The sequence below is a fragment of the Pseudomonas sp. PSE14 genome (assembly GCF_029203285.1).
Classification (GTDB): Bacteria; Pseudomonadota; Gammaproteobacteria; order Pseudomonadales; family Pseudomonadaceae; genus Pseudomonas.
In genome coordinates, this window is the sequence record NZ_CP115669.1 from 2,497,019 (window position 1) to 2,519,379 (window position 22,361).

Annotated in this window: 17 protein-coding genes; 8 read left to right on the forward strand and 9 right to left on the reverse strand. The window is 66.4% G+C overall.

Annotated elements, in window-relative coordinates; all coding sequences use genetic code 11:
• Positions 1-18: 18 nt before the first annotated feature.
• The 6 genes from O6P39_RS11735 to O6P39_RS11760 form a co-directional block, all read right to left on the reverse strand.
• Complete coding sequence (locus O6P39_RS11735; protein ID WP_275611491.1) at positions 19-921, reverse strand: hydroxymethylglutaryl-CoA lyase; 903 nt, start codon at positions 919-921, stop codon at positions 19-21.
• A 188-nt stretch (positions 922-1,109) separates the two neighbouring features.
• Complete coding sequence (locus O6P39_RS11740; protein ID WP_275611492.1) at positions 1,110-3,071, reverse strand: acetyl/propionyl/methylcrotonyl-CoA carboxylase subunit alpha; 1,962 nt, start codon at positions 3,069-3,071, stop codon at positions 1,110-1,112.
• Positions 3,071-3,868 (reverse strand): gamma-carboxygeranoyl-CoA hydratase, encoded by a 798-nt coding sequence (locus tag O6P39_RS11745; RefSeq protein WP_275611493.1) that lies wholly within the window; start codon positions 3,866-3,868, stop codon positions 3,071-3,073. The genes O6P39_RS11740 and O6P39_RS11745 overlap by 1 nt, the downstream gene beginning before the upstream one ends.
• Positions 3,869-3,878: 10 nt before the next feature.
• On the reverse strand, positions 3,879-5,486 hold the full coding sequence (locus O6P39_RS11750; protein WP_275611494.1) for a carboxyl transferase domain-containing protein: 1,608 nt from the start codon (positions 5,484-5,486) through the stop codon (positions 3,879-3,881).
• Between the two features lie 127 nt (positions 5,487-5,613).
• Complete coding sequence (locus O6P39_RS11755) at positions 5,614-6,777, reverse strand: isovaleryl-CoA dehydrogenase (protein WP_275611495.1); 1,164 nt, start codon at positions 6,775-6,777, stop codon at positions 5,614-5,616.
• A 41-nt stretch (positions 6,778-6,818) separates the two neighbouring features.
• Positions 6,819-7,217: a MerR family DNA-binding transcriptional regulator gene (locus tag O6P39_RS11760; RefSeq protein WP_275611496.1), complete on the reverse strand. Its 399-nt coding sequence runs from the start codon at positions 7,215-7,217 to the stop codon at positions 6,819-6,821.
• 239 nt (positions 7,218-7,456) lie between these two features.
• Between O6P39_RS11760 and O6P39_RS11765 the strand changes: the two genes are divergently transcribed.
• From O6P39_RS11765 to O6P39_RS11780, 4 genes are read left to right on the forward strand one after another with little or no spacing between them, the layout of a single operon-like run.
• Positions 7,457-9,355, forward strand: coding sequence for a sigma-54-dependent Fis family transcriptional regulator (locus O6P39_RS11765; RefSeq protein ID WP_275611497.1), 1,899 nt, complete (start codon positions 7,457-7,459; stop codon positions 9,353-9,355).
• Positions 9,355-11,082: an ABC transporter ATP-binding protein gene (locus O6P39_RS11770; RefSeq protein ID WP_275611498.1), complete on the forward strand. Its 1,728-nt coding sequence runs from the start codon at positions 9,355-9,357 to the stop codon at positions 11,080-11,082. Before O6P39_RS11765 ends, O6P39_RS11770 begins: the two co-directional genes overlap by 1 nt.
• Entirely contained in the window at positions 11,072-11,746 is a 675-nt protein-coding gene (locus O6P39_RS11775) for a S8 family serine peptidase (RefSeq protein ID WP_275611499.1), read from the forward strand. Before O6P39_RS11770 ends, O6P39_RS11775 begins: the two co-directional genes overlap by 11 nt.
• Before the next feature lie 25 nt (positions 11,747-11,771).
• The gene (locus O6P39_RS11780; RefSeq protein WP_275611500.1) at positions 11,772-13,088 is read left to right on the forward strand and encodes a lycopene cyclase family protein; all 1,317 of its coding nucleotides are present in this window, start codon (positions 11,772-11,774) and stop codon (positions 13,086-13,088) included.
• Between the two features lie 156 nt (positions 13,089-13,244).
• Here O6P39_RS11780 and O6P39_RS11785 read toward each other — a convergent pair whose 3' ends face one another.
• Positions 13,245-13,952: a glutathione binding-like protein gene (locus O6P39_RS11785; RefSeq protein ID WP_275611501.1), complete on the reverse strand. Its 708-nt coding sequence runs from the start codon at positions 13,950-13,952 to the stop codon at positions 13,245-13,247.
• A 180-nt stretch (positions 13,953-14,132) separates the two neighbouring features.
• On the reverse strand, positions 14,133-15,518 hold the full coding sequence (locus O6P39_RS11790) for an NAD-dependent succinate-semialdehyde dehydrogenase (RefSeq protein ID WP_275611502.1): 1,386 nt from the start codon (positions 15,516-15,518) through the stop codon (positions 14,133-14,135).
• A 142-nt stretch (positions 15,519-15,660) separates the two neighbouring features.
• Between O6P39_RS11790 and O6P39_RS11795 the strand changes: the two genes are divergently transcribed.
• Together O6P39_RS11795 and O6P39_RS11800 are read left to right on the forward strand one after the other, a co-directional pair.
• Positions 15,661-16,539 (forward strand): LysR family transcriptional regulator, encoded by an 879-nt coding sequence (locus O6P39_RS11795; RefSeq protein WP_275611503.1) that lies wholly within the window; start codon positions 15,661-15,663, stop codon positions 16,537-16,539.
• Positions 16,540-16,733: 194 nt separating this feature from the next.
• A complete protein-coding gene (locus tag O6P39_RS11800) occupies positions 16,734-17,645 on the forward strand; it encodes a hypothetical protein (RefSeq protein ID WP_275611504.1) in 912 nt (303 codons plus the stop codon).
• Positions 17,646-17,727: 82 nt separating this feature from the next.
• Here O6P39_RS11800 and O6P39_RS11805 read toward each other — a convergent pair whose 3' ends face one another.
• On the reverse strand, positions 17,728-19,269 hold the full coding sequence (locus tag O6P39_RS11805) for a nucleobase:cation symporter-2 family protein (RefSeq protein WP_275611505.1): 1,542 nt from the start codon (positions 19,267-19,269) through the stop codon (positions 17,728-17,730).
• 1,099 nt (positions 19,270-20,368) lie between these two features.
• Between O6P39_RS11805 and O6P39_RS11810 the strand changes: the two genes are divergently transcribed.
• Positions 20,369-21,061 (forward strand): B3/4 domain-containing protein, encoded by a 693-nt coding sequence (locus O6P39_RS11810; RefSeq protein ID WP_275611506.1) that lies wholly within the window; start codon positions 20,369-20,371, stop codon positions 21,059-21,061.
• Between the two features lie 550 nt (positions 21,062-21,611).
• Positions 21,612-22,115: a porin family protein gene (locus O6P39_RS11815; protein WP_275611507.1), complete on the forward strand. Its 504-nt coding sequence runs from the start codon at positions 21,612-21,614 to the stop codon at positions 22,113-22,115.
• Positions 22,116-22,361 lie beyond the last annotated feature (246 nt).

Sequence of the window (22,361 nt, forward strand, 5' to 3'; positions counted from 1 at the left end):
GGCAGGTACAGGCATGCTTTAGCGCTTGGACAACTGCGCCTTGGCCACACGCGAGCCGTTGGGCTTGTCGAGCACGGCGCAGATGCGCGCGCCGGCGTCGATCAGCTTGTCGAGGTCGATGCCGGTGTGGATGCCCAGGCCGTTGAGGAGGTAGAGCACGTCTTCGGTGGCGACGTTGCCGGTGGCGCCCTTGGCATAGGGGCAACCGCCCAGGCCTGCGACCGAGCTGTCGAACACCGCGATGCCTTCCAGCAGGCTGGCGTAGATGTTCGCGGTGGCCTGGCCGTAGGTGTCGTGGAAGTGCCCGGCCAGTTGCGCGCGGGGCACGCGTTGGCCGACGACTTCGAACATGCGGCGGGTGGCGCCGGCGGTGCCGACGCCGATGGTGTCGCCCAGGGAGACTTCATAGCAGCCCATGGCGTGCAGTTCCTCGGCGACGGCGGCGACCTGCGCCACGTCCACCTCGCCCTGGTACGGGCAGCCGAGCACGCAGGAGACGTAGCCGCGCACGCGCACGCCGTGCTGGCGCGCCGCTTCCATCACCGGGATGAAGCGTTCCAGGCTCTCCTTGATCGAGCAGTTGATGTTCTTCTGCGAGAAGGCCTCGGAGGCGGCGGCGAACACCGCGACTTCCTTGACCTGGGATTCCAGCGCGGCCTCGAAGCCCTTCAGGTTCGGCGCCAGGGCGGCGTAGGTGACGCCAGCTTTCTGCTGGATGCCGGCGAAGACTTCCGCCGAGCCGGCCATCTGCGGCACCCACTTGGGCGAGACGAAGCTGCCGACTTCGATGTAGGTGAGGCCAGCGGCGGTGAGGTCGTCCACCAGGCGTACCTTGTCGGCGACGGCGATGGGTTGCTTCTCGTTCTGCAGGCCGTCGCGCGGGCCGACTTCGACCAGGCGGACGGATTGGGGCAGGGTCATTTGCGGTCCTCGTAGTGTTCCATGGAGGAGGGTGCGCAATGCTCGGCACCCTCTCCCTAACCCTCTCCCTGAAGGGAGAGGGGACTGTCCTGAGCGGCGGGAGGTTTCCGGCTCACACGGAAGGTCCGCGTGGCACGGATACTCCCTCTCCCTTCAGGGAGAGGGCGGGGGAGAGGGGCTTTTGGTCGTTACGCCGACGCCTCCTCCAGCTCCACCAGCGCCGTACCCTCCGACACCAGCTCGCCTTCGCTGCAATACAGCGATTTCACCACGCCAGCGTGCGGCGCGCGAATGCTGTGTTCCATCTTCATGGCTTCGAGCACCACCAAGGCTGCCCCAGCTTCGACGCTCTGGCCGGGTTCGACCAGGATGCGCACGATGCTGCCGTTCATCGGCGCACCCAGGCCGCCGTGGTGGGCGTGGGCCGCTTCGGCCTCGGCGATGGGGTCGAAACGCTGCACGGCCACCAGCTCACCGTTCCATTCCAGATAGAGGCTGTCGCCCCGGCGGATCACCTGGTGACGGCGGCGAATCTCACCATCCTTCACATCCAGCCACTGGCCATCCAGCTTGGCGATGCGCTGGCCGTCGGCATGGCGCAGACGCACCACGTGGGATTCGCCCTTGGCCAGCAGGTGCAGGTCAGTTTCTCCCGGCAGGCCACTGCGCCAGCCGCTCTGGGCGGACCAGGGCGAATGGGCGTCGTCGCCGCGCACGCGGGCGGTTTCGCTCTGCACCCAGGCTTCTGCGGCGAGCTGCCAGAAGCGCTCGGGCAGGGCGCTGGGGGCGGGCAGCAGGGTGTCCTGGTAGCGGGCGATGAAGCCGGTATCCAGCTCGCCCTCGGCGAACGCCGGGTGGGCCAGCACGCGGCGCAGGAAGGCCAGGTTGGTCTTGAAGCCGCCAACGGCGGTTTCGCCGAGCATCGACAGCAGGCGCTGGCGGGCTTCCTCGCGGTTCTCGCCCCAGGCGATCAGCTTGGCCAGCATCGGGTCGTAGAACGGCGAGATGTCGTCGCCCTCGCGGATGCCGCTGTCCACCCGGCGGCCGGGGCCGGCGGCGGGTTCGCGGTACAGCGTGAGGTGGCCGCTGGCGGGCAGGAAACCGCCTTCGGGGTCTTCGGCGTAGAGGCGCACTTCGATGGCGTGGCCCATCAGCGGCACTTGTTCCTGGCTGATCGGCAGCGGCTCGCCACGGGCGACGCGGATCTGCCAGGCCACCAGGTCGAGGCCGGTGATGGCTTCGGTGACCGGGTGCTCCACCTGCAGGCGGGTGTTCATCTCCATGAAGAAGAACTGGCCGCTGCCTTCGTCGTAGAGGAACTCCACGGTGCCGGCGCCGACGTAGCCGATGGCCTGGGCGGCGCGCACGGCGGCCTCGCCCATACCCTGGCGCAGTTCGACGGAGAGGCCCGGCGCCGGCGCTTCTTCCACCACTTTCTGGTGACGGCGCTGGATCGAGCAGTCGCGTTCGTTGAGGTAAAGGCAGTTGCCGTGTTTATCGGCGAAGACCTGGATTTCCACGTGGCGGGGCTTGGTCAGGTACTTCTCCACCAGCATGCGCGAGTCGCCGAAACCGGACTGCGCTTCACGCTGGGCGGACTCCAGCGCCTCGGCCAGTTCGGCCTCGCGCTCGACCACCTTCATGCCCTTGCCGCCGCCGCCCGCGGCGGCTTTCAGCAGCACCGGGTAGCCGATGCGCTGCGCTTCGCGCTGGAAGGTCGCGTAGTCCTGGGCCTCGCCGTGGTAGCCGGGCACCAGCGGCACGCCGGCGGTTTCCATCAGCGCCTTGGCCGCGGACTTGCTGCCCATGGCGTCGATGGCGCTGGCCGGCGGGCCGAGGAAGACCAGCCCTGCCTCTTCGCAGGCGCGGGCGAAGCCGGCGTTCTCCGAGAGGAAGCCGTAGCCGGGGTGGATGGCCTGGGCGCCGGCGGCCTTGGCAGCGGCCAGCACGGCGTCGGCGCGCAGGTAGCTTTCAGCCGGTTTGGCGCCGCCCAGGTCAATGGCGATGTCGGCCTCTTCGACATGGCGGGCATTGCGGTCGGTGGCGCTGTGCACGGCCACGGTGGTCAGGCCCAGGGCCTTGGCGGTGCGCATCACGCGGCAGGCGATTTCGCCGCGGTTGGCCACCAGCAGGGTATCGATCTTGCTCATCAGACTTGCTCCTGCCAGGCCGGTTTGCGTTTTTCCAGGAAGGCGCGCAGGCCTTCCTGCCCCTCGGGGCTGATGCGGATGCGGGCGATGGCCGTTTCGGTGTAGCGACGCAGTTCGGGCTTGAGCTCGCCGGCGCCGATTTCATGGAACAGCGCCTTGCAGGCCACCAGCGCCGCCGGACTGTTGTTCAGCAGGTTGGCGATCCAGGTGTCGGCTTTCTCGTCCAGCTCGGCGGCCGGGTAGTGCTCGTCCACCAGGCCCAGCTCGCGGGCGCGAATGCCGCTGAAACGCTCGGCAGTCATGGCGTAGCGGGTGGCGGCGCGCTGGCCGATGGCCTTGGTGACGAACGGGCCGATGGTGGCCGGGATCAGGCCGATGCGCACTTCGGACAGGCAGAACTGCGCATCCTCGGCGGCCAGCGCCATGTCGCAGCAGGAGACCAGTCCGACGCCGCCGCCGAAGGCCGCGCCCTGTACGATGGCAAGGGTGGGCTTCTTCAGCTGGTGCAGGTTGTAGAGCAGTTCGGCCAGTTGCTGGGCGTCGTTCAGGTTGCCCTGGTAGTCCAGCTGCACGGATTCCTGCATCCAGGAAAGGTCCGCGCCGCCGCAGAAGTGCTTGCCGCGTCCGCGCAGCACCAGCAGGCGCACGCGGTCGTCGGCAGCCACGGCGTCCAGCGCCAGGATCAGCTCAGCGATGGTCTGGGCGTTGAAGGCGTTGTTCTTGTCCGGGCGGTTCAGCCAGAGATTGGCGACGCCGCGCGGGTCGATGTCGAGTTGGATGTTCTGGAAGTCGGTCATGGCGGCGGCCTTACATGCGGAAGACGCCGAAGCGGGTCGCTTCGATGGGCGCGTTGAGCGAGGCGGAGAGGGCGAGGCCGAGCACGTCGCGGGTCTGCGCCGGGTCGATCACGCCGTCGTCCCACAGGCGGGCGCTGGAGTAGTAGGGGTGACCCTGGCGCTCGTACTGTTCGAGGATAGGCGCCTTGATCTTCGCCTCGTCCTCGGCGGACAGCGCAGAGCCTGCGCGTTCGGCCTGTTCGCGCTTGACCTGGGCCAGCACGCCGGCGGCCTGTTCGCCGCCCATCACGCCGATCCGCGCGTTGGGCCACATCCACAGGAAGCGCGGGTCGTAGGCGCGGCCGCACATGCCGTAGTTACCGGCGCCGAAGCTGCCGCCGATGATCACGGTGAACTTCGGCACCTGGGCGCAGGCCACCGCGGTGACCAGCTTGGCGCCGTGCTTGGCGATGCCGCCGGCCTCGTACTTCTGGCCGACCATGAAGCCGGTGATGTTCTGCAGGAACACCAGCGGGATGCCGCGCTGGCAGGCCAGTTCGATGAAGTGCGCGCCTTTCTGCGCGGCTTCGGCGAAGAGGATGCCGTTGTTGGCGAGGATCGCCACCGGGTAGCCGTGCAGGTGGGCGAAGCCGCACACCAGGGTGGTGCCGAACAGCGCCTTGAACTCGTCGAATTCGCTGCCGTCGACCAGGCGCGCGATGATCTCGCGCACGTCGAAGGGCTGCTTGCTGTCCACCGGGATCACGCCGTACAGCTCTTCGCTGGCATACAGCGGCGCGCGCGGGGCGAGGGTGTTGAGCTTGCCCTGCTTGGTCCAGTTGAGGTTGGCGATGCAGCGGCGGGCGATGGCCAGCGCGTGCTCGTCGTCCTCGGCGTAGTGGTCGGCGACGCCCGAGGTCTTGCAGTGCACGTCGGCGCCACCCAGGTCCTCGGCGCTCACCACTTCACCGGTGGCGGCCTTCACCAGCGGCGGGCCGGCGAGGAAGATGGTGGCCTGGTTGCGCACCATGATGGTCTCGTCGCTCATTGCCGGCACGTAGGCGCCGCCGGCGGTGCAGGAGCCCATCACCACGGCGATCTGCGGGATGCCCTGGGCGCTCATGTTGGCCTGGTTGAAGAAGATGCGGCCGAAGTGCTCGCGGTCGGGGAAGACCTCGTCCTGGCGCGGCAGGTTGGCGCCGCCCGAGTCCACCAGGTAGATGCACGGCAGACGGTTCTGCTGGGCGATGGTCTGGGCGCGCAGGTGCTTCTTCACGGTCAGCGGGTAGTAGCTGCCGCCCTTCACCGTGGCGTCGTTGCCGACGATCATGCATTCCACGCCTTCCACGCGGCCGATGCCGGCGACCACGCCAGCGGCGGCGACATCTTCGCCGTACACGCCATGGGCGGCCAGGGCGGAGACTTCGAGGAAGGGCGAGCCTGCGTCGAGCAGACGGTTGATGCGCTCACGCACCAGCAGCTTGCCGCGTGCGGTGTGCTTGGCCTGGGCGGCGGCACCGCCGCCTTCGTGGACGCGGCCGAGCAGGGCGCGCAGGTCCTGGACGTTCTCCAGCATGGTCGCGGCGTTGGCGGCGTATTCCGGGGAACGGGTGTTGAGTTGGGTGCCGAGGATGGTCATGGCGTCTCCACGAGCGGGATTCTTTGTAGGAGCGAGGGGGGCGCCTAGCCCTTGCTCGCGAACAACCTCCGCTGCGGGGGCTGGTTCGCGAGCAAGCTCGCTCCTACAGGGACGGATGCGGATAGGTTCAGCGGGTCTCGTTGAACAGCTCGCGGCCGATCAGCATGCGGCGGATTTCGCTGGTGCCGGCGCCGATCTCGTAGAGCTTGGCGTCGCGCAGCAGGCGGCCGGCCGGGTACTCGTTGGTGTAGCCGTTGCCGCCGAGCAGTTGAATGGTGTCCAGGGCCATCTTGGTGGCCATTTCGGCGGTGTAGAGAATCACCGCGGCGGCGTCCTTGCGCGATTCCTCGCCGCGGTCGCAGGCCTTGGCCACGTTGTACAGGTAGGACTTGGAGGCGTTCATGCCGGCGTACATGTCGGCCAGCTTGCCCTGCACCAGCTGGAATTCGCCGATCGATTGCTTGAACTGCTGGCGTTCGTGCACGTAGGGCAGCACCACGTCCATGCAGGCGGTCATGATCCCGGTCGGGCCGCCGGAGAGCACGGTGCGTTCGTAGTCCAGGCCGCTCATCAGCACGGCCACGCCACGGCCTTCGGCGCCGAGGATGTTCTCCTCCGGCACTTCGACGTCTTCGAACACCAGTTCGCAGGTGTTGGAGCCGCGCATGCCGAGCTTGTCCAGCTTCTGGTGGCGGGAGAAACCCTTGAAGTCGCGCTCGACGATGAACGCGGTCATGCCGCGCGAGCCGGCGTTGACGTCAGTCTTGGCGTAGATCACGTAGGTATTGGCATCCGGGCCGTTGGTGATCCACATCTTGTTGCCGTTGAGCACGTAGCGGTCGCCCTTCTTTTCGGCTCGCAGCTTCATCGACACCACGTCGGAACCGGCGTTGGGCTCACTCATGGCCAGGGCGCCGATGTGCTCGCCAGAGCACAGCTTGGGCAGGTACTTCTGCTTCTGCTCGTGGGTGCCGTTCTTGCGGATCTGGTTGAGGCACAAGTTGGAATGGGCGCCGTAGGACAGGCCGACCGAGGCGGAAGCGCGGCTGATCTCCTCCATCGCCACCACGTGGGCCAGGTAGCCCATGTTGGTGCCGCCGTACTCCTCTTCCACGGTCATGCCCAGCAGGCCCATGTCACCGAACTTGCGCCACATGTCCATGGGGAACTCGTTGTCGCGGTCGATCTGCGCTGCGCGCGGGGCCAGTTCGGCCTGGGCGAACTGATGGACGGAATCACGCAGCATGTCGATGGTCTCGCCGAGACCGAAGTTGAGGGACGGATAGCTCATGGTCTGCACCTTTTTTGTACTTGGAATCAGGGGGAGGGCGCTCACACGGAGGCGCGTTGCTTCTTCTCGGTCTCGTCGAGGGCAGCCAGGCAGCGTTCCTCGGCGGTGTCCAGTTCCAGTTTCATCTGCTCGATGTCGAGCATCTGCTGCTCCAGCTGGGCGCGCCGGGCGGCGATCTTGCCCATGAAGGTTTCCAGCTGCTTGCGGTTACCGCTGCTGGGGTCGTAGAGGTCGATCAGCTCCTTGCACTCGGCCAGCGAGAAGCCGATGCGCTTGCCGCGCAGGATCAGCTTCAGGGCCACCAGGTCCTTCGGGCTGTAGATGCGCTCCTGGCCGCGGCGCTCGGGGCTGAGCATGCCTTGCTCCTCGTAGAAGCGGATGGCGCGGGTGGTGACGTCCAGTTCGCGGGCCAGCTCGGAGATGGTGTAGGTCGTGGGCATGGGAATCTTCTTGCTCGGTCGTTTACCTTTACGTTAACGTAAACCTGCCTCGAGTCACTGTCAACACACCTCGAAGGCGGCGTAGGACGGGTAGATGGCGCAGGAATTGCCTCGCGCTCGTATCTGACCTTTCCGACCAGGGGCTTCCCCTTTACGGACGCCGCCTGCGGGTGTACACAGCCCTGACCAGCCTGCGAGTTCCATGCTGAAGCTAGTCATGGAACCTACCGGAGCGATGCATGACCACAAGAACAATAAGCAGCGACCTGCTGCGCGAAGCCCATCTGGCCCGTGAACGCCTGCAACAGGAGGGCGAAGTGCCCAGCGGTGTGCTCCGCGAGGAGATCGACGCCTCCTGGCGGCGCAGCCTTGGCCATGGCCTGGACTGCGCCAGCGGCACCGAGCATGGCCTCGATACGCGGGTCAAACCCGACGTGCTGCTGGCCGGTAATCGCCTGCTGCTCGATGCAGCCACTCCCGAACTCGACTACCTGCAACAGCGCCAGGGCCACGATGGCGTGATCATCCTGGCCAACGCCGACGCCACCATCCTCTCCGTCGAAGGCGCTCGCGATCACATGCAGAGCAAAGGCCTGGCCGACATCGTCCAGGGCGCCTGCTGGAGTGAAGCTTCGCGCGGCACCAACGCCCTGGGCACCGCTCTGGTGGAAAAGCGCGCCACGCAGATCGACTGCGGCGAGCACTTCCTCGACCGCCTGAGCCGCTTCTCCTGTACCTCGGTGCCCATCGAAGGGCCGCAGGGCACGCTGCTCGGCGTGCTCGACATGACCCGCGAAGGCCCGCTCTCCGGCCCGCGGGAAAGCCTCTCGCTGCTCAGCCTTGCGGTGTTCCAGATCGAGGCGCGGCTGTTCGCCGTCAGCCATCCGGGGCAGGTGGTGATCGCCTTCCATTACCGTCGTCAGTACCTGGATTCGGCCTGGCAGGGCCTGCTGGCGCTGAGTCTGGACGGCAAGGTGCTCGCTGTCAGTGGCCAGGCCTGCCAACTGCTCGGCGCCACCCGCGAAAGTCTGGTCGGCCGGCGCAGCGAAGATCTCCTCGGCCTGCGTGGCGACCAGCTGCTGGGCCGGCTCTACCAGGGCGGCGTCGGCAGCCTGCAGACGCCCAAGGGCGAGCTGTTCTACAAGACCCTCCAGGCGCCGCTGCGCAGCCATGGTGTACCCGTCAGCAACCGCGCGCCGCGCCCGGCTGCGGGCCCGGAACTCGAAGCGCTCGCCGGTAACCACCCGCGCTACGCCCGCGCCCTGCGCATGGCGCGCCAGGGGCTGGTGAACGAGCTGCCCGTGCTGCTGCTTGGCGAAACCGGCAGCGGCAAGGAAGTGGTCGCCCGCGCCCTGCACCAGGCCAGCGCGCGCAGCGACAAACCCTTCGTCGCGGTGAACTGCGCGGCGATTCCCGAAGGCCTGATCGAGTCCGAACTGTTCGGCTACCGCGACGGCGCCTTCACCGGTTCGCGGCGCGGCGGCATGGTCGGGCGGCTGCAACAGGCCCATGGCGGCACGCTGTTCCTCGACGAGATCGGCGACATGCCGCTCGCCCTGCAAGCGCGCCTGTTGCGCGTGCTGCAGGAGCGCAAGGTGGCGCCGCTGGGCGCCGGCGAGGAACAGGACATCGACGTCGCGCTGATCTGCGCCACCCACCGCGACCTCAAGCGCCTGGTGGAAGAGAAACAGTTCCGCGAGGACCTCTACTACCGCGTCAATGGCATCAGCGTGAAGCTGCCGGCGCTGCGCGAGCGCGACGACCTCGCCGAACTGGCCGCCGGCCTGCTGAGCCGCCTCGGCGCGCCCAAGATGAAGTTGTCTTCCGACCTGCTGGCGCTGCTGCGCGAGTACCACTGGCCGGGCAACATCCGCCAGCTGGAGATGGTCCTGCGCACCGCGCTGGCCATGCGCGAGGAGGGCGAGGACGTGCTCGGCCTGGATCATCTGCCCGACAGCACCCTGGACGAACTCAGCGCCGGCGAGCGCCCGCAGAGCGGCAGCATCCGCGAGAACGAACTGGAGCTGATCCGCCAGGCGCTGGAACGCCACCAGGGCAACGTCTCCGCCGCCGCCGACGCGCTGGGCATCAGCCGCGCCACGCTGTACCGCAAGCTCAAGCAACTCAAGGTGGGCTGATGTTCTTCACCCGCCTGATCGAGAGCGACGACCCCCAGGCGCTCAAGGCGTCGCTGCGCTGGCTGTACGGCTTTGTGCGACCGCACCGGGCAGCGATTGCCGGCCTGCTCGGGTTGTCGTTCTGCGCATCCCTGCTGGTACTGGCACAGCCCTGGCTGACCAAGCTGCTGATCGACGACGGCCTGCTGGCGAAGGACTTCCCGGTGCTGGTGATGGTGGCCGGCGCGATGATCGTCGTCGGCCTCGTCGGTACGGCCTTGTCCGGCCTCAACCGTTACCTGCACACGCGGCTGTCCGGGCGCATCCTGTTCGCCCTGCGCGACGCGCTGTACCGCCACCTGCAAACCCTTTCGCCGAGCTTCTTCGGCCGCCGCCGCATCGGCGACCTGATGTCCCGGCTCGATGGCGATGTCGCCGAAATCCAGCGCTTCGCCGTGGACTCGCTGTTCTCCGCCGTCTCCAGCGTCATCGGCCTGGTCGGTGCGTTGGTATTGCTGCTCACCCTGTCGTGGAAGCTCTCGCTGCTGGTGGCGCTGCTGATCCCGCTGGACGTGCTCTGGCTGCGCTGGATGCGGCGCAAGGTGGAGCGCGAGGCGCGCGGCCTGCGCGAGCGCTCGGCGGACCTCTCGTCGTTCTTCGTCGAGACGCTGCCGGCGATGAAGTTCATCCAGTCCGCCGGCCAGCAGAACCGTGAAGCCGGGCGCCTGGAAGGGTTGGGGCAGGGCTACCTTGGTCAACTGCTGCGCCTGCAACTCACCGAGTTCTTCACCCAGGCGGTGCCCGGCACGCTGATGTCGCTGTCCCGCGCCTGTGCCTTCCTGGTCGGCGGCTACTGGGTGGTACAGGGGACCTGGCAACTGGGTTCGCTGATCGCCTTTTCCACCTACCTGGGCATGGCCATCGGGCCTGTGCAGAGCCTGCTAGGCCTGTACGTGGCCTTGCAGCGCATGACCGTCAGCCTCGGCCGGGTGATGGAGCTGCGCGGTGAGGAAGCCAGTATCGCTTCGCCGGTAGCGCCACGGCCGATGCCGTCGGTGGGCGAGCTGCGCCTGGAGAACCTGCACTATGCCTGGCCGGGCCGCGCGCAGCCGGTTCTGCAGAATGTGCAGGCGGTGATTCCCGCCGGTCTCAAGGTCGCGCTGAGCGGGCCGTCCGGGGTCGGCAAGAGCACGCTGATCGACCTGCTGCAACGCTTCTACGATCCCGACCAGGGCCGCATCCTGCTCGACGGCATCGACCTGCGCGAGCTCGACCTGCACGCCCTGCGCCGGCGCGTGGCGGTGGTCAGCCAGGACATCGTGCTGTTCCGTGGCAGTCTCGCCGACAACCTGGCCTACAGCGCCCCGGAATCCACTCGTGAGGCCATCGAGAAAGCCGCCCGCGCGGCGCAGCTCGACAGCCTGGTCGCCAGCCTGCCCGAGGGGTTCGACAGCCCGCTGGGCGAACGCGGCCAGCAGCTGTCCGGCGGGCAGAGGCAGCGCATCGCCATCGCCCGCGCGCTGTTGCAGGACCCGCTGATCCTGGTGCTCGACGAAGCCACCTCGCAGGTGGACGAAAGCACCGAGCGCGAGGTGATCGCCGCCATCGACCAACTGTTCGCCAGCCGTACGCGGCTGCTGATCAGCCACCGTACTTCGACGCTGGCCGCCGCCGACCTGCATCTGGAATTGCAGGATGGACAGATGCGCGTGCGTGAGGCCCAGCCGGTGCAGCGACATGAGGCCTGAGGTGCGCATCGGCGTGGTCGACAGTGGGCATGCTGACGGGCAGGCGAATTTCGTGGTCGGCGGGCGACGCTTCTGCCTGTCCAATGATGGGCTGGACGAACTGCCACTGACGCATGATCGCCTCGGCCATGGCAGCGCCGTCTGCGAGGCGATTCTTGCGCGGGCGCCCGAGGCGCGCCTGTGCGTCGCCCAGGTATTCGATGAACGTGGCGTGACCAGCCCGTTGCAGCTCGCCGCCGCGTTGCGCTGGCTGGGCGAGCAGGGCGTGCGGGTGATCAACCTGAGCCTTGGCGTGCGGCAGGACCGGCCGATCCTGCACGATGCCGTGGCCGACCTGGTGGCGGCGGGCGTGCTGGTCTGCGCGTCGAGCCCGGCGCGGGGCGAGCCGGTGTTTCCGGCGAGCTATCCGGGGGTGATCCGCGTGACCGGGGATGCGCGTTGCCGCGAGCGGGAGTGGTCCTGGCTGGACAGTTCGCAGGCGGATTTCGGCGCAGCGGTGAGCGTGGCCGGACGTTCGGGGGCCAGCCTGGGATGCGCGGCGTTCAGTGGGCACCTGGCGTCGATGCTGACGGAGCGACCGGAGCTGTCGAATCTGGAGCTGATCGAGCAGATGCGCGAGCGGGCTCCTTATCATGGCATCGAGCGGAAGGTGGGTTATGAGTAAAGGTCGAACGCCTTCCCGTCCAGGCATGACCGAAGCCCCCCTCCTGATCCTCGGCGCCGGTCCCGCCGGAGCGGCGGTTGCCCTGGGCCTGCGCCGCCTCGGCCATTCCGTCATCGTCATCAGCGAATGGCGCCGCTTCGCCGCCGTCGAAGGCGTGTCCCAGCGCGTGCTGGAGGGGCTGCGTAGCGCCGGACTGCACCACGCCCTGAGCTGCGCCGCGCCCCCATCGCAGCGTCGCGTGCACTGGAACGGCAACGAAAGCGCGCAGAACATCGAATGCATCCTCGACCGTCCGCGTTTCGACGCCGGCCTGCGCGAGGACCTGAAAGCAGCGGGCGTCGAGTTGATCGAAGCCCAGGCGCTGGCCGTCGAACCGGAGGATTCCGGCTGGCGCGTGAAACTCGAAGGGGGCCGGGAAGTGCAGGGCACCTTCCTCGTCGAAGCCCGTGGCCGCCAGGCGCCGCTGAACCAGAAGGGCCAAAAGGCCCGGCGCGGCCCGGAAACCCTGAGCCTGCTCAACCGCTGGCAGGGCGAACCCGGTCCGTTGGCCAGCGCGGTGGAAAGCCTGCCCGATGGCTGGGCCTGGATGGCGCGGCTGGAGGATGGCCGCTGTTACTGGCAAATGACCCTGGATGTGGCCAGCAGTCAATTGCCGCCGCGCGATCAATTGCTCGATTACTGCCGCGAACGCCGTGGCGCCTCGCAACGGGTGCGGGAATTTTTCGGTGCTGGCGAGGAGCGCGAACTGGACCTGCACGCCCGCAGCAGTACGGCGATCCTCTGCCTGGAAGCCTGTGGCGACAACTGGATTCGCGTGGGCGATGCGGCGATGGCGGTGGACCCGCTGTCGGGCAACGGCATCTTCCAGTCGCTGTCGTCTGCCCTGCAGGCGCCGGTGGTGATCAACACCCTGCTGCGCGCACCCGAGCGCGCGGAGTTGGCCAAACGCTTCCATCAGCAGCGGGTTGAGCAACTGTTCCTGCGCTTCGCCCGTGTCGGGCGTGATTTCTACGCCAGCGAAGAGCGCTGGGCCGACCAGCCCTTCTGGCAGGCTCGTCGCGCCTGGCCGGACGAGCAGCCCAGCCACGCGCCGGCGGATTTCGCCAGCCTGCGCATCGAGCGTGCGCCGGTGCTGCGCGGGGACTTCGTCGATGAGGCGGAGGTGGTGGTCAGCGCCGATCAGCCGTTGGGTATCTGGCACCTCGATGGGCTGGAGTTGGCGCCGTGGCTGCGGCGTCTTCGCGAGGAGCCCGAAGCCCGGGTGCTGGCGGACTTGCCGCCGGAGCGGCGCCGGGCGTTCCAGGGCTGGTTGCTGACGCAAGGGTATCGGTCGGGAGCGTAGGGCGTACAACCGTTCGCGGTTGTACGCCGATGCTTTCGTCAGCGTCGTGGTCGAGCTTTACGGTGGTTTCCAGGCCGATCTCGATGGGGCTGGCCAAGGCCAATCGGCGTATAACGCGGAGCGTTATACGCCCTACGGGAGCCACTCCGGCGCGGATCAGTCGTCCTTGCCCAGACTGGCCGCCGTCTGCCCGAACAGGATCTTCTTGCCTTCCTCGGTGACCGAGGGCCGCGACTGGAACGGCTGGCCCTTCTCGTAGGCCCGCACGGTGGCGGGGCGGGCGGCGATGGTTTCGAACCAGCGCTTCAAGTGCGGGAAGTCATCAAGGTTCTGCTGCTGGCGCTGCCATGGCACCACCCACGGATAGCTGGCCATGTCGGCGATGCTGTACTGCTCGCCGCCGAGGAAAGACACCTTCTTCAGCCGTCGGTCCAGCACGCCGTACAGGCGGTTGGTCTCGTTGATGTAGCGCTGCATGGCGTAGGGCAGCTTCTCCGGCGCGTACTGCACGAAGTGGTGGTTCTGCCCGGCCATCGGGCCGAGGCCGCCGACCTGCCAGAACAGCCATTCCAATACCGTCTTGCGCCCGCGCACGTCGCCGGGTAGGAATTGCCCGGTCTTTTCCGCGAGGTAGACGAGGATGGCGCCGGACTCGAACACCGTAATCGGCTCACCGCCGTCGGCGGGGGCGGTGTCGATGATCGCCGGCATGCGGTTGTTCGGCGAGAAGGCGAGGAATTCGGGCTTGAACTGGTCGCCGGCGCTGATATCGACCGGGTGGATGCGGTAGTCGAGGCCGGTTTCTTCGAGGAACAGGGTGATCTTGTGGCCGTTGGGAGTGGGCCAGTAATACAACTCGATCATGGAGCCTCCTTGAGTGGAACGCCCCGGCGAAGTGCCGGGGCGGACGACGCCCGCGCCGAGGAGAGCGGCGTAGGACGAAAGGCTGAGGATAAGCCTTTACGCCCAATCGATCCAAACGGCCGGCGGATGGAAGAGTCCGCACGACCGCAGGATGGGTGGAGCTGACGGGCGAAGGTGGCCTTACTTGCGGTCGATCCAGACGGTCTGCGGGTTGAGGAACTCGCGCAGGCCGAAGTGCGACAGCTCGCGACCGAAGCCGCTCTTCTTCACGCCGCCGATCGGTACGCGGGGGTCGGAGGCGGAGAAGCCGTTGATGAACACGCCACCGCTGACCAGGCGGCGAGCCATCTGCTGAGCCTTGGTCTTGTCGGCGGTCCAGATGGCGCCGGAGAGGCCGAACTCGCTGTCGTTGGCCAGCTCCAGGGCATGCTCGGCGTCGCGGGCGACGATCAGCGAAGCGACGGGGCCGAAGATTTCCTTCTTGAACGCGGTGTTGCCCGGTTTCACGTCGGCCAGCACGGTCGGCGCGTAGTAGTTGCCTTCGCCTTCGAGCTTGTGGCCGCCCAACAGGAGGGTGGCGCCGTCGGCGATGGCCTGTTGCACCTGGCCGTCCAGCTCGTCGCGCAGGTCGAAGCGGGCCATGGGGCCGACGAAGGTGTCGTCCGCCAGCGGGTCGCCGATCTTCAGTGCCTTGACCGCAGCCAGCAGCTTCTCGGTGAAGGCCGGGGCGATGGATTCTTCCAGGATCATGCGCTTGGCGGCGATGCACACCTGGCCGCAGTTGCCGAAACGGCTGGCGACGGCGGCTTTCACGGCGGCGTCCAGGTCGGCGTCGGCCAGCACGATGAAGGCGTCGGAACCGCCCAGCTCCAGCACGCACTTCTTCAGCGCGGCACCGGCCTGGGAGGCGATGGCGGCGCCCGCGCCCACGCTGCCGGTCACGGCGATGGAGGCGATGCGGTCATCGGCGATGGCCTTGGAAACCAGCGGCGGCTCGACGTTCAGCACTTCGAACACGCCCTCGGGCAGGCCGGCCTGCAGCCAGGCGTCGCGCAGCTGGTAGGCGCAGCCCATGACGTTCGGCGCGTGCTTGAGCACGTAGGTGTTGCCGCCCAGGATGATGCTCACCGCGCCACGCATGACCTGCCAGGTGGGGAAGTTCCACGGCATCACGGCCAGCACCGGGCCCAGCGGCAGGTAGGAGATGTACGCGCCTTCGATCGGGGTCTTCTCGTCTTCGAGCATGGCCGGGCCATGTTCGGCGTACCAGTCGCACAGGTTGGCGCACTTGTTGATCTCGCCACGGGCCTGGGTGACCGGCATGCCCATTTCCTGGGCTTCCATGCGGGCCATCGGCTCGACGTTGGCGCGCAGCACCTCGGCCATCTTGCGCAGCACGGCGACACGCTCGGCGATGCTGGTTTCACGCCACTGGCGGAAGGCGGCATCGGTGCGGGCCAGCGAGGCTTCCAGCTGGGCGGCGTCTTCGAAGGTGTAGCGGGCCAGTTCCTGCCCGGTGGCGGGGCTGCGGGAGATGGCAGCGGGGATGGCGGCGATCTGGTTCATGGTGAGTCCTGCTTGTTCTGTGAGGCCGCAAGGCCGGTCGTTCGTCCGGGCACTCTGGCGCCGGGATGGAGCAGAAATTAAGATGCGGATTCATTCATGTAAAATGAATAATCAAGAAAGACTCTTTCTCTCGGAGAGAATCATGGACCTCACCCAGCTGGAAATCGTCCGCGCCGTTGCCCAGGAGGGCAGCATCACCGCCGCCGCCGCCCGTCTGCATCGCGTGCCCTCGAACCTGACCACGCGGATCAAGCAACTGGAAGCCGAGCTGGGCACCGAGCTGTTCATCCGCGAGAAGCTGCGCCTGCGCCTGTCGCCGACCGGTCGCAGCTTCCTGGACTATGCCGAACGCATCCTCGCGCTGGTGGAAGAGGCCAGGCAGGTGGCGGTGGGCGCCGAGCCCCACGGCAGCTTTTCCCTGGGCTCGATGGAGAGCACAGCCGCCGTGCGCATCCCCGAGATGCTGGCGCGCTATCACCAGCATTGCCCGAAGGTGCAGCTGGACCTGTCCACCGGCCCGTCCGGCGAGATGATCGACGGTGTCCTCTCCGGCCGCTTCATCGCCGCCTTCGCCGACGGTCCGGCCAACCACCCGCAACTGGATGGCCAGCCGGTGTACCGCGAGGAGCTGGTGCTGATGAGCGCCAAGTCCCACCCGCCGGTGCACGACGCGCGGGACGTGGCGGGGGAGACGGTGTTCGCCTTCCGCGATACCTGCTCCTACCGCAAGCGCCTGGAAGGCTGGTTCGCCGAGCATCGGGTGGTGCCGGGCAAGATCGTCGAGATGGAGTCCTACCACGGCATGCTCGCCTGCATCGCGGCGGGCGGTGGGGTGGCGATCATCCCGCGGGCGATGTTCGACAGCCTTGCCGGGGGGCGCAACGTGACCATTCATCGCCTGGCGCCGCACCACGCCAACGCCACCACCTGGCTGTTCTGGCGGCGCGGTACCGATACGCCGGCGCTGCGTGCTTTTATCGGACTACTGGACGAAACCCGGCCCGAGGCTGAAGTGGCCTGAGGACGGGCTTTTCCGGGCGCTGTTTCAGCGGCGCTACGTATCAGCGCGGAGACAGTCGCGAAATACTCGCAATTGCCTCTTGCAGAGCCATCGCGCTGCGCTAACGTGTGTTTCTCTGTCCGTCGTGCGAAGGCGGCAAACGCTCTTCGCGGCAGGGCGCTTTCCTCCCGTTGGGCCATCGCCCGGAGCGCATGATGGACACTCGCAGCAAGAGCCGCCGTGCCAACTCATTCCAGATCGGTGCCATGGGCGCGGGGCTGGTCTGCCTCGCGCTGTTGCTGGCCTGCCTGCTGGTCAGGCTGTGGCCGCAGCTCTATCCGAATTTCCCGCCACCGGGCTCGGTGGGCGACCCCGGTGTGCAGTGCCTGGCCGGCTGGTGTCCGGGGCCGGACGCGCGGCTGCTGGCGATGGTCATGGTGGCCGGCGGGCTGGGCAGCTTCGTGCACCTCGCCAAGTCCTTCGGCGACTTCGTCGGCAACGAGCGCTTCATGGTCAGCTGGATCTGGTGGTACGTGCTCAAGCCCTTCATCGGCATGATCCTCGCGGTGATCCTCTACCTGTTCATTCGTGGCGCCTTTTTCACCGTCAGCACTACCGGCGAGGCGAGTAGCGTCAACCTGCATGTGGTGATCGGTATCGCCTGCCTGGCCGGCATGGTCTCCAAGCAGGCCACCGACAAGCTTGCGGAGGTTTTCGACGCCCTGTTCCGCACTCGCTCAGTGGCGGGCGACATCAGGCGCAAGGACGAGCTGGAAAACCCCGTCGCCTGCATCGGCGATGCCCAACCGCCGGTCGCCGGCACTCGCGCCACCTACATCTGCCTGCGCGGCATGGGGTTCGCCCGTGGCGCGCGGGTGCAGGTAAACGGCGAGGACCGCGAGACGATGATCTCCGACAGCACCCGCCTGGCCTTCCAGCTATTGCCTGACGATGTGGTCGAGGCGGGGACACTGGCCGTGGTGGTGGTCAACCCGCCTCCCGGCGGCGGGCCTTCGACGCCGTTGTTGCTGCCGGTCGGCGAGCCGGTAACCGCGATCGATGCTCCTACCGTGGTAGCCCTGAGGGCGCCCATCGAGGAGGAAATGGCGGCGTACGATCACCGGTAGTGCGAATGCCAGCCTGTAGTAGCGAGCTAGCGGAAAAGAAAAAGCCCCGCAGGTGCGGGGCTTTTTCGTGGGAGTCGCCAGGTCAGACGTGGCTGTTTTCCGCCTCGCGTACCTGTCGTTTATGACCCGGAACGTGGTGGTCATCGTGATCGTCGTTGATCAGCGGGACCTCCTTGCCGTCGCAGTCGAACAGCTTGCCGTTCTGGAAGTAGTCACCCTCGTTCAGCGCAGCGATGTCGCGGTAGCGCAGGGTGCGCTCCTCGGCGGCGACGAACACCGACTGCTGGTCCGAGTTGCCGGTCTTGAGGTGGTTGAACAGCAGGTTCAGGACGATGGCCATGATGGCGGCAGAGCTGATGCCCGAGTGGAAGATGGTGGCGAACCAGCTCGGGAAGTGCTCGTAGAAGCTCGGCGCTGCGATCGGGATCATGCCGAAGCCGATGGAGGTGGCGACGATGATCAGGTTCATGTTGTTGCGGTAGTCCACGCTCGACAGGGTACGGATACCGCTGGCCGCCACGGTGCCGAACAGCACGATGCCGGCGCCGCCGAGGACCGGAGTGGGCACGGCGGCGATCACGCGGCCCATCACCGGCAGCAGGCCGAGGGCGACCAGGATCAGGCCGCCGGTGGCCACCACGTAACGGCTCTTCACGCCGGTCACGGCCACCAGGCCGACGTTCTGGGCGAAGGCGCTCTGGGTGAAGGAACCGAAGATCGGTGCGATGACGCTGGAGGCCATGTCCGCGCGCAGGCCATTGCCCAGGCGCTTGGAGTCGACCTTGGTGCCGATGATCTCACCGACGGCGAGGATGTCCGCCGAGGTTTCCACCAGGGTCACCATGATCACGATCAGCATCGAGATGATGGCGGCGATGTGGAAGGTCGGCATGCCGAAGTGGAAGATCGACGGAATCGCCACCATCGAGCCTTCGGTCACGCGGGAGAAGTCGGTCATGCCCAGGGCGGCGGCGATCACGGTGCCGATCACCATGGCCAGCAGGATCGACAGGCGCGAGATCGAGGCGCTGCCCAGCTTGCTCAGCAGCAGGACGATCACCAGGGTCATGGCCGCCAGGCCGATGTTGGCCATGCTGCCGAATTCCGGAGCCTTGGGGTTGCCGCCCATGGCCCAGCGCGCCGCAACCGGCATCAGCGTCAGGCCGATGGTGGTGATCACGATGCCGGTGACCAGCGGCGGGAAGAACCGGGTGATGCGTGAGAACACCGGGGTGATCAGGAAGCCGATGAACGACGCCGCCATTACCGCCCCGAGCACGGCGGGCAGGCCGCCGCCCTCATAGCCACCGGAGAGGATGGCGATCATGGTGGCCACACCGGAGAAGGACACGCCTTGCACCAGCGGCAACTGGCAACCGAAGAAGGGCAGGCCAAGGGTTTGCAGGAGGGTGGCCAGGCCACCGGCGAAGAGTGAGGCGGCAATCAGCATGCCGACCTCACTGGGTGAGAGCCCGGCCGCCTGGCCGAGGATCAGGGGCACGGCGACGATACCGCCGTACATGGTCAGAACGTGTTGCAGGCCGTACGCCAGGTTGGCGCCGACACCGAGGTTCTCGTCTTCCGGACGTGCTCCGGCGGACGCTACAGCTGAACGATCATTCATGGCTGAGGACTCGCTTGTTTTTGTTGTGCGAGCACTGTAGACAAAATCAGTAGGAAATATCTACTAGTTTGTATACATGTTTTTGTCCGGTGGTCCGAAATCTGACCGGTCGGTTATCGAATGACGAGTCGCGACGGGGCTCTGGGATGGGAATTTCGTGTAGTGGGTTGTGTTGATATTTATGTGTACGATAATCGTTAGTATCGAATACAAAATTCTAGACTCATGAGTACATTCGGCCGTTCGCCGGCAGGTAGGCGACTGATTTCGGGGAGGCTTCCAGCCATCGGGAAGCTGCGGTTTGCCTATCGGTAGGGCGTACAACCGTTCGCGGTTGTACGCCGATACGCCCCACCGCACCCGCGACTCCAGGGCATGCCTCGGAGTCCTCCGATCACGGCCAATCGACCGAAAACGTCGAAGGTCATCTGCCCACCCCGCGCTGAGGGAAGAAGGTCACCTGTGGGAGCTTGCTCGCGAACCCGCCCGGAGCCGAAGCCGCCGGGAGACTCGTCCGCGAGCAAGGACCAGGCGAAGCATCGGCGCACGGGCTTTCGAGGAAAAGATCCGCTCCTAGGAAAGCGACCCGCTGCAAGGGGCGGCAGCCGCGATCTTCCTCACGCCCGCGCTCAGGGCAACGCTCAGACGGCACTACTTTCCTGTCGGCCGCTCCGCGCTGGCTTCCTGCAGCTGCTGGAACAGGCGATTTCGTATGTATCACCCGGAACCCTTTCTGTGCTGGCGCACGAAAATGACGACAGAACAACGCTTCGGAGTCATTAGCGCCCCTGATCTACTCGGCTCCGCATAAGCAGGACTAATCAATCATTCGGGGATTTCATGGCAGCGGTGGGCGGCTCGGTGTTAGAAATTTCCGGGCGAGGCGCCTGTGCCCGCAAGCCCTTTCCCGCTGCTCAGGAGAAATCCGATGACGTTCGGATGGACTGCTTTTCGTCGCGTGCTGAATACACTTTCCATCGCTTGGGGTGACTACCGGATGCGCAATCTCGTTCGCCGCTGAACGCTGCCGCGACTAGCTGTTTTCCCCACCTGTCCGTAACCCGGACGAGCTACCCCGCAACACGCCAAGGACCCCGCCATGCAACCGGTCACCCCTATCATCGATCCCGCCATTACTGACATCGCGCCGGGCTTCCGCGCCCTGAGCATCACGGTGGAGGCAGCGCCCATCACCCGCCCGGAAGTGGCCGACGAGGCGCTGCAGCGCGCTTGTCAGGAGTTGGCGGCGGACGAGCCGGCCTGGGCGCAAGCGCACCTGGAGGCATGGGGCGAGGTGTTCCGCCGATTCGGCGCCAAGCCCCAGCGCACGCCTTGCTCGGCACTGGCCCTGCGCAAGCGCGTACTACGCGACGGCAGCCTGCCGAGCATCGACCCGGTGGTGGACCTGTACAACGCCGTGAGCCTGCGCTTCGCCATCCCGGTCGGCGGCGAGAACCTGGCCGCCTATGCCGGCGCGCCAAGGCTGGTGGTCGCCGACGGCAGCGAAGTCTTCGACACGATGAAGGAGGGCGTGCCGGCCCACGAATACCCCGAGGCTGGCGAGGTGATCTGGCGCGACGACGCGGGCGTCACCTGCCGCCGCTGGAACTGGCGCCAGGGCGTACGCACCCGCCTGGATGCCGAGGCGCAGCGGATGTGGTTCATCCTCGAAAGCCTGCCGGAAATGCCGTTGGAGGCCCTGCAGGCAGCGGGAGACAGCCTGGTCGACGGGCTGCAACGGATGATGCCCGGCGTGAACGTGGAGCAGCGGCTGGTTGGAGCAGGGGACTGATTCGCTGCTTCGATGGCCGAAAGGATTTGAAATGTGTGGGAGGTGATCGCGCCCGGTGGCGTCCTTGCGCAATGACGGGTAATACAGGCCGTATTGCCCGCGAACAATTTCGAAATACTTGAATATCGAACTGTTCTTCCGTCAGCACGGGTGCTGCGAATCAACTCCGTAATGGTCGAAGTGCATTCGGGCAGTCACGCAAGAGTGCAATGCTCTTCGAAGATGCCGATGCGGCGACAACTGTCCGGTTTGCCGTCTGACTGTGTCGAAGCGCTGTAAGACGGCCCTTTCGCCCAGTTCCCAGCACCTTATCCCGACTATCGAGAACCTACGATGGTCAGCCGAATATCCCGTTGGATTTAATTGCCTCGCCTTGTGTTCTGGATAAAGAGGGTGATTCAAACGGGTTCGATGTAGTTCCGCTTATTCATTCGTTCCGCCATCCGGCGATAAGTGCGCGCTTTCCACTCGGGGAAGTTGGCGCCTGTCCGAATTCAATTCATTTCAAGTTTGTGCCGGTGACGGTGGATGTCACTGGTAAGGAGTTTTCATGCGTGTCGCAAAAGTGCTTTCCACCCTGTTCCTGTTGTCGGCCCCGGCGCTGGCGTTTGCCGATGACAGGGGACTGTATGTCGGTGGCGGTGTCACGCAGGGTGAGATCGATGAGTCGCGCTTCGACGACAAGGACAACAGCTACAAGGTTTACGCGGGGTACCGCCTGAACAATTACCTGGCCTTCGAAGGCGCGGTCGTCGATTTCGGCGAGATGAGCGACGGCGACAAGAAGTTCGAGGGTCAGTCGGTGCAGGCCAACGTGCGCCTGGGCGTCCCGGTCGGGGAGCGTATCCGTCTGTTCGGCACCGCCGGTGTGCATGGCTGGCGTTCCGACGACGATGATGTAACCGGCAATTCCGAGGACCTGGACGCCCTGTACGGCTACGGTGCCGAGATGGACGTGCTGGGCGGCCTGGGCGTGCGCCTGGAGCAGGAGACCCTGAAGGTCGGTGACGTCGACCTCGACCAGACCACGCTGTCGGCCTACTTCCGCTTCTGATCTGCACCACCGGTCAGCGCCCGACCCCAACGGTGCGCTGACCTCCTTCCTGCGGGCGACCCCCAAGCGCCCGTTCAGCCCGTCGATTCCCCTGTCGGCGGGCGTTTTTTTTAATTTACGCGTGTTGTGTATTCTGATCGGACGTGCCAGTGTGTGCGCCCTGGCGGCCTTATTCGCCACAGTTGCCATACTTCAGGTCCCGGTCTGTCCTCCGGGCGCTGATGAAGGCCGCCGGCCGACGGTAAA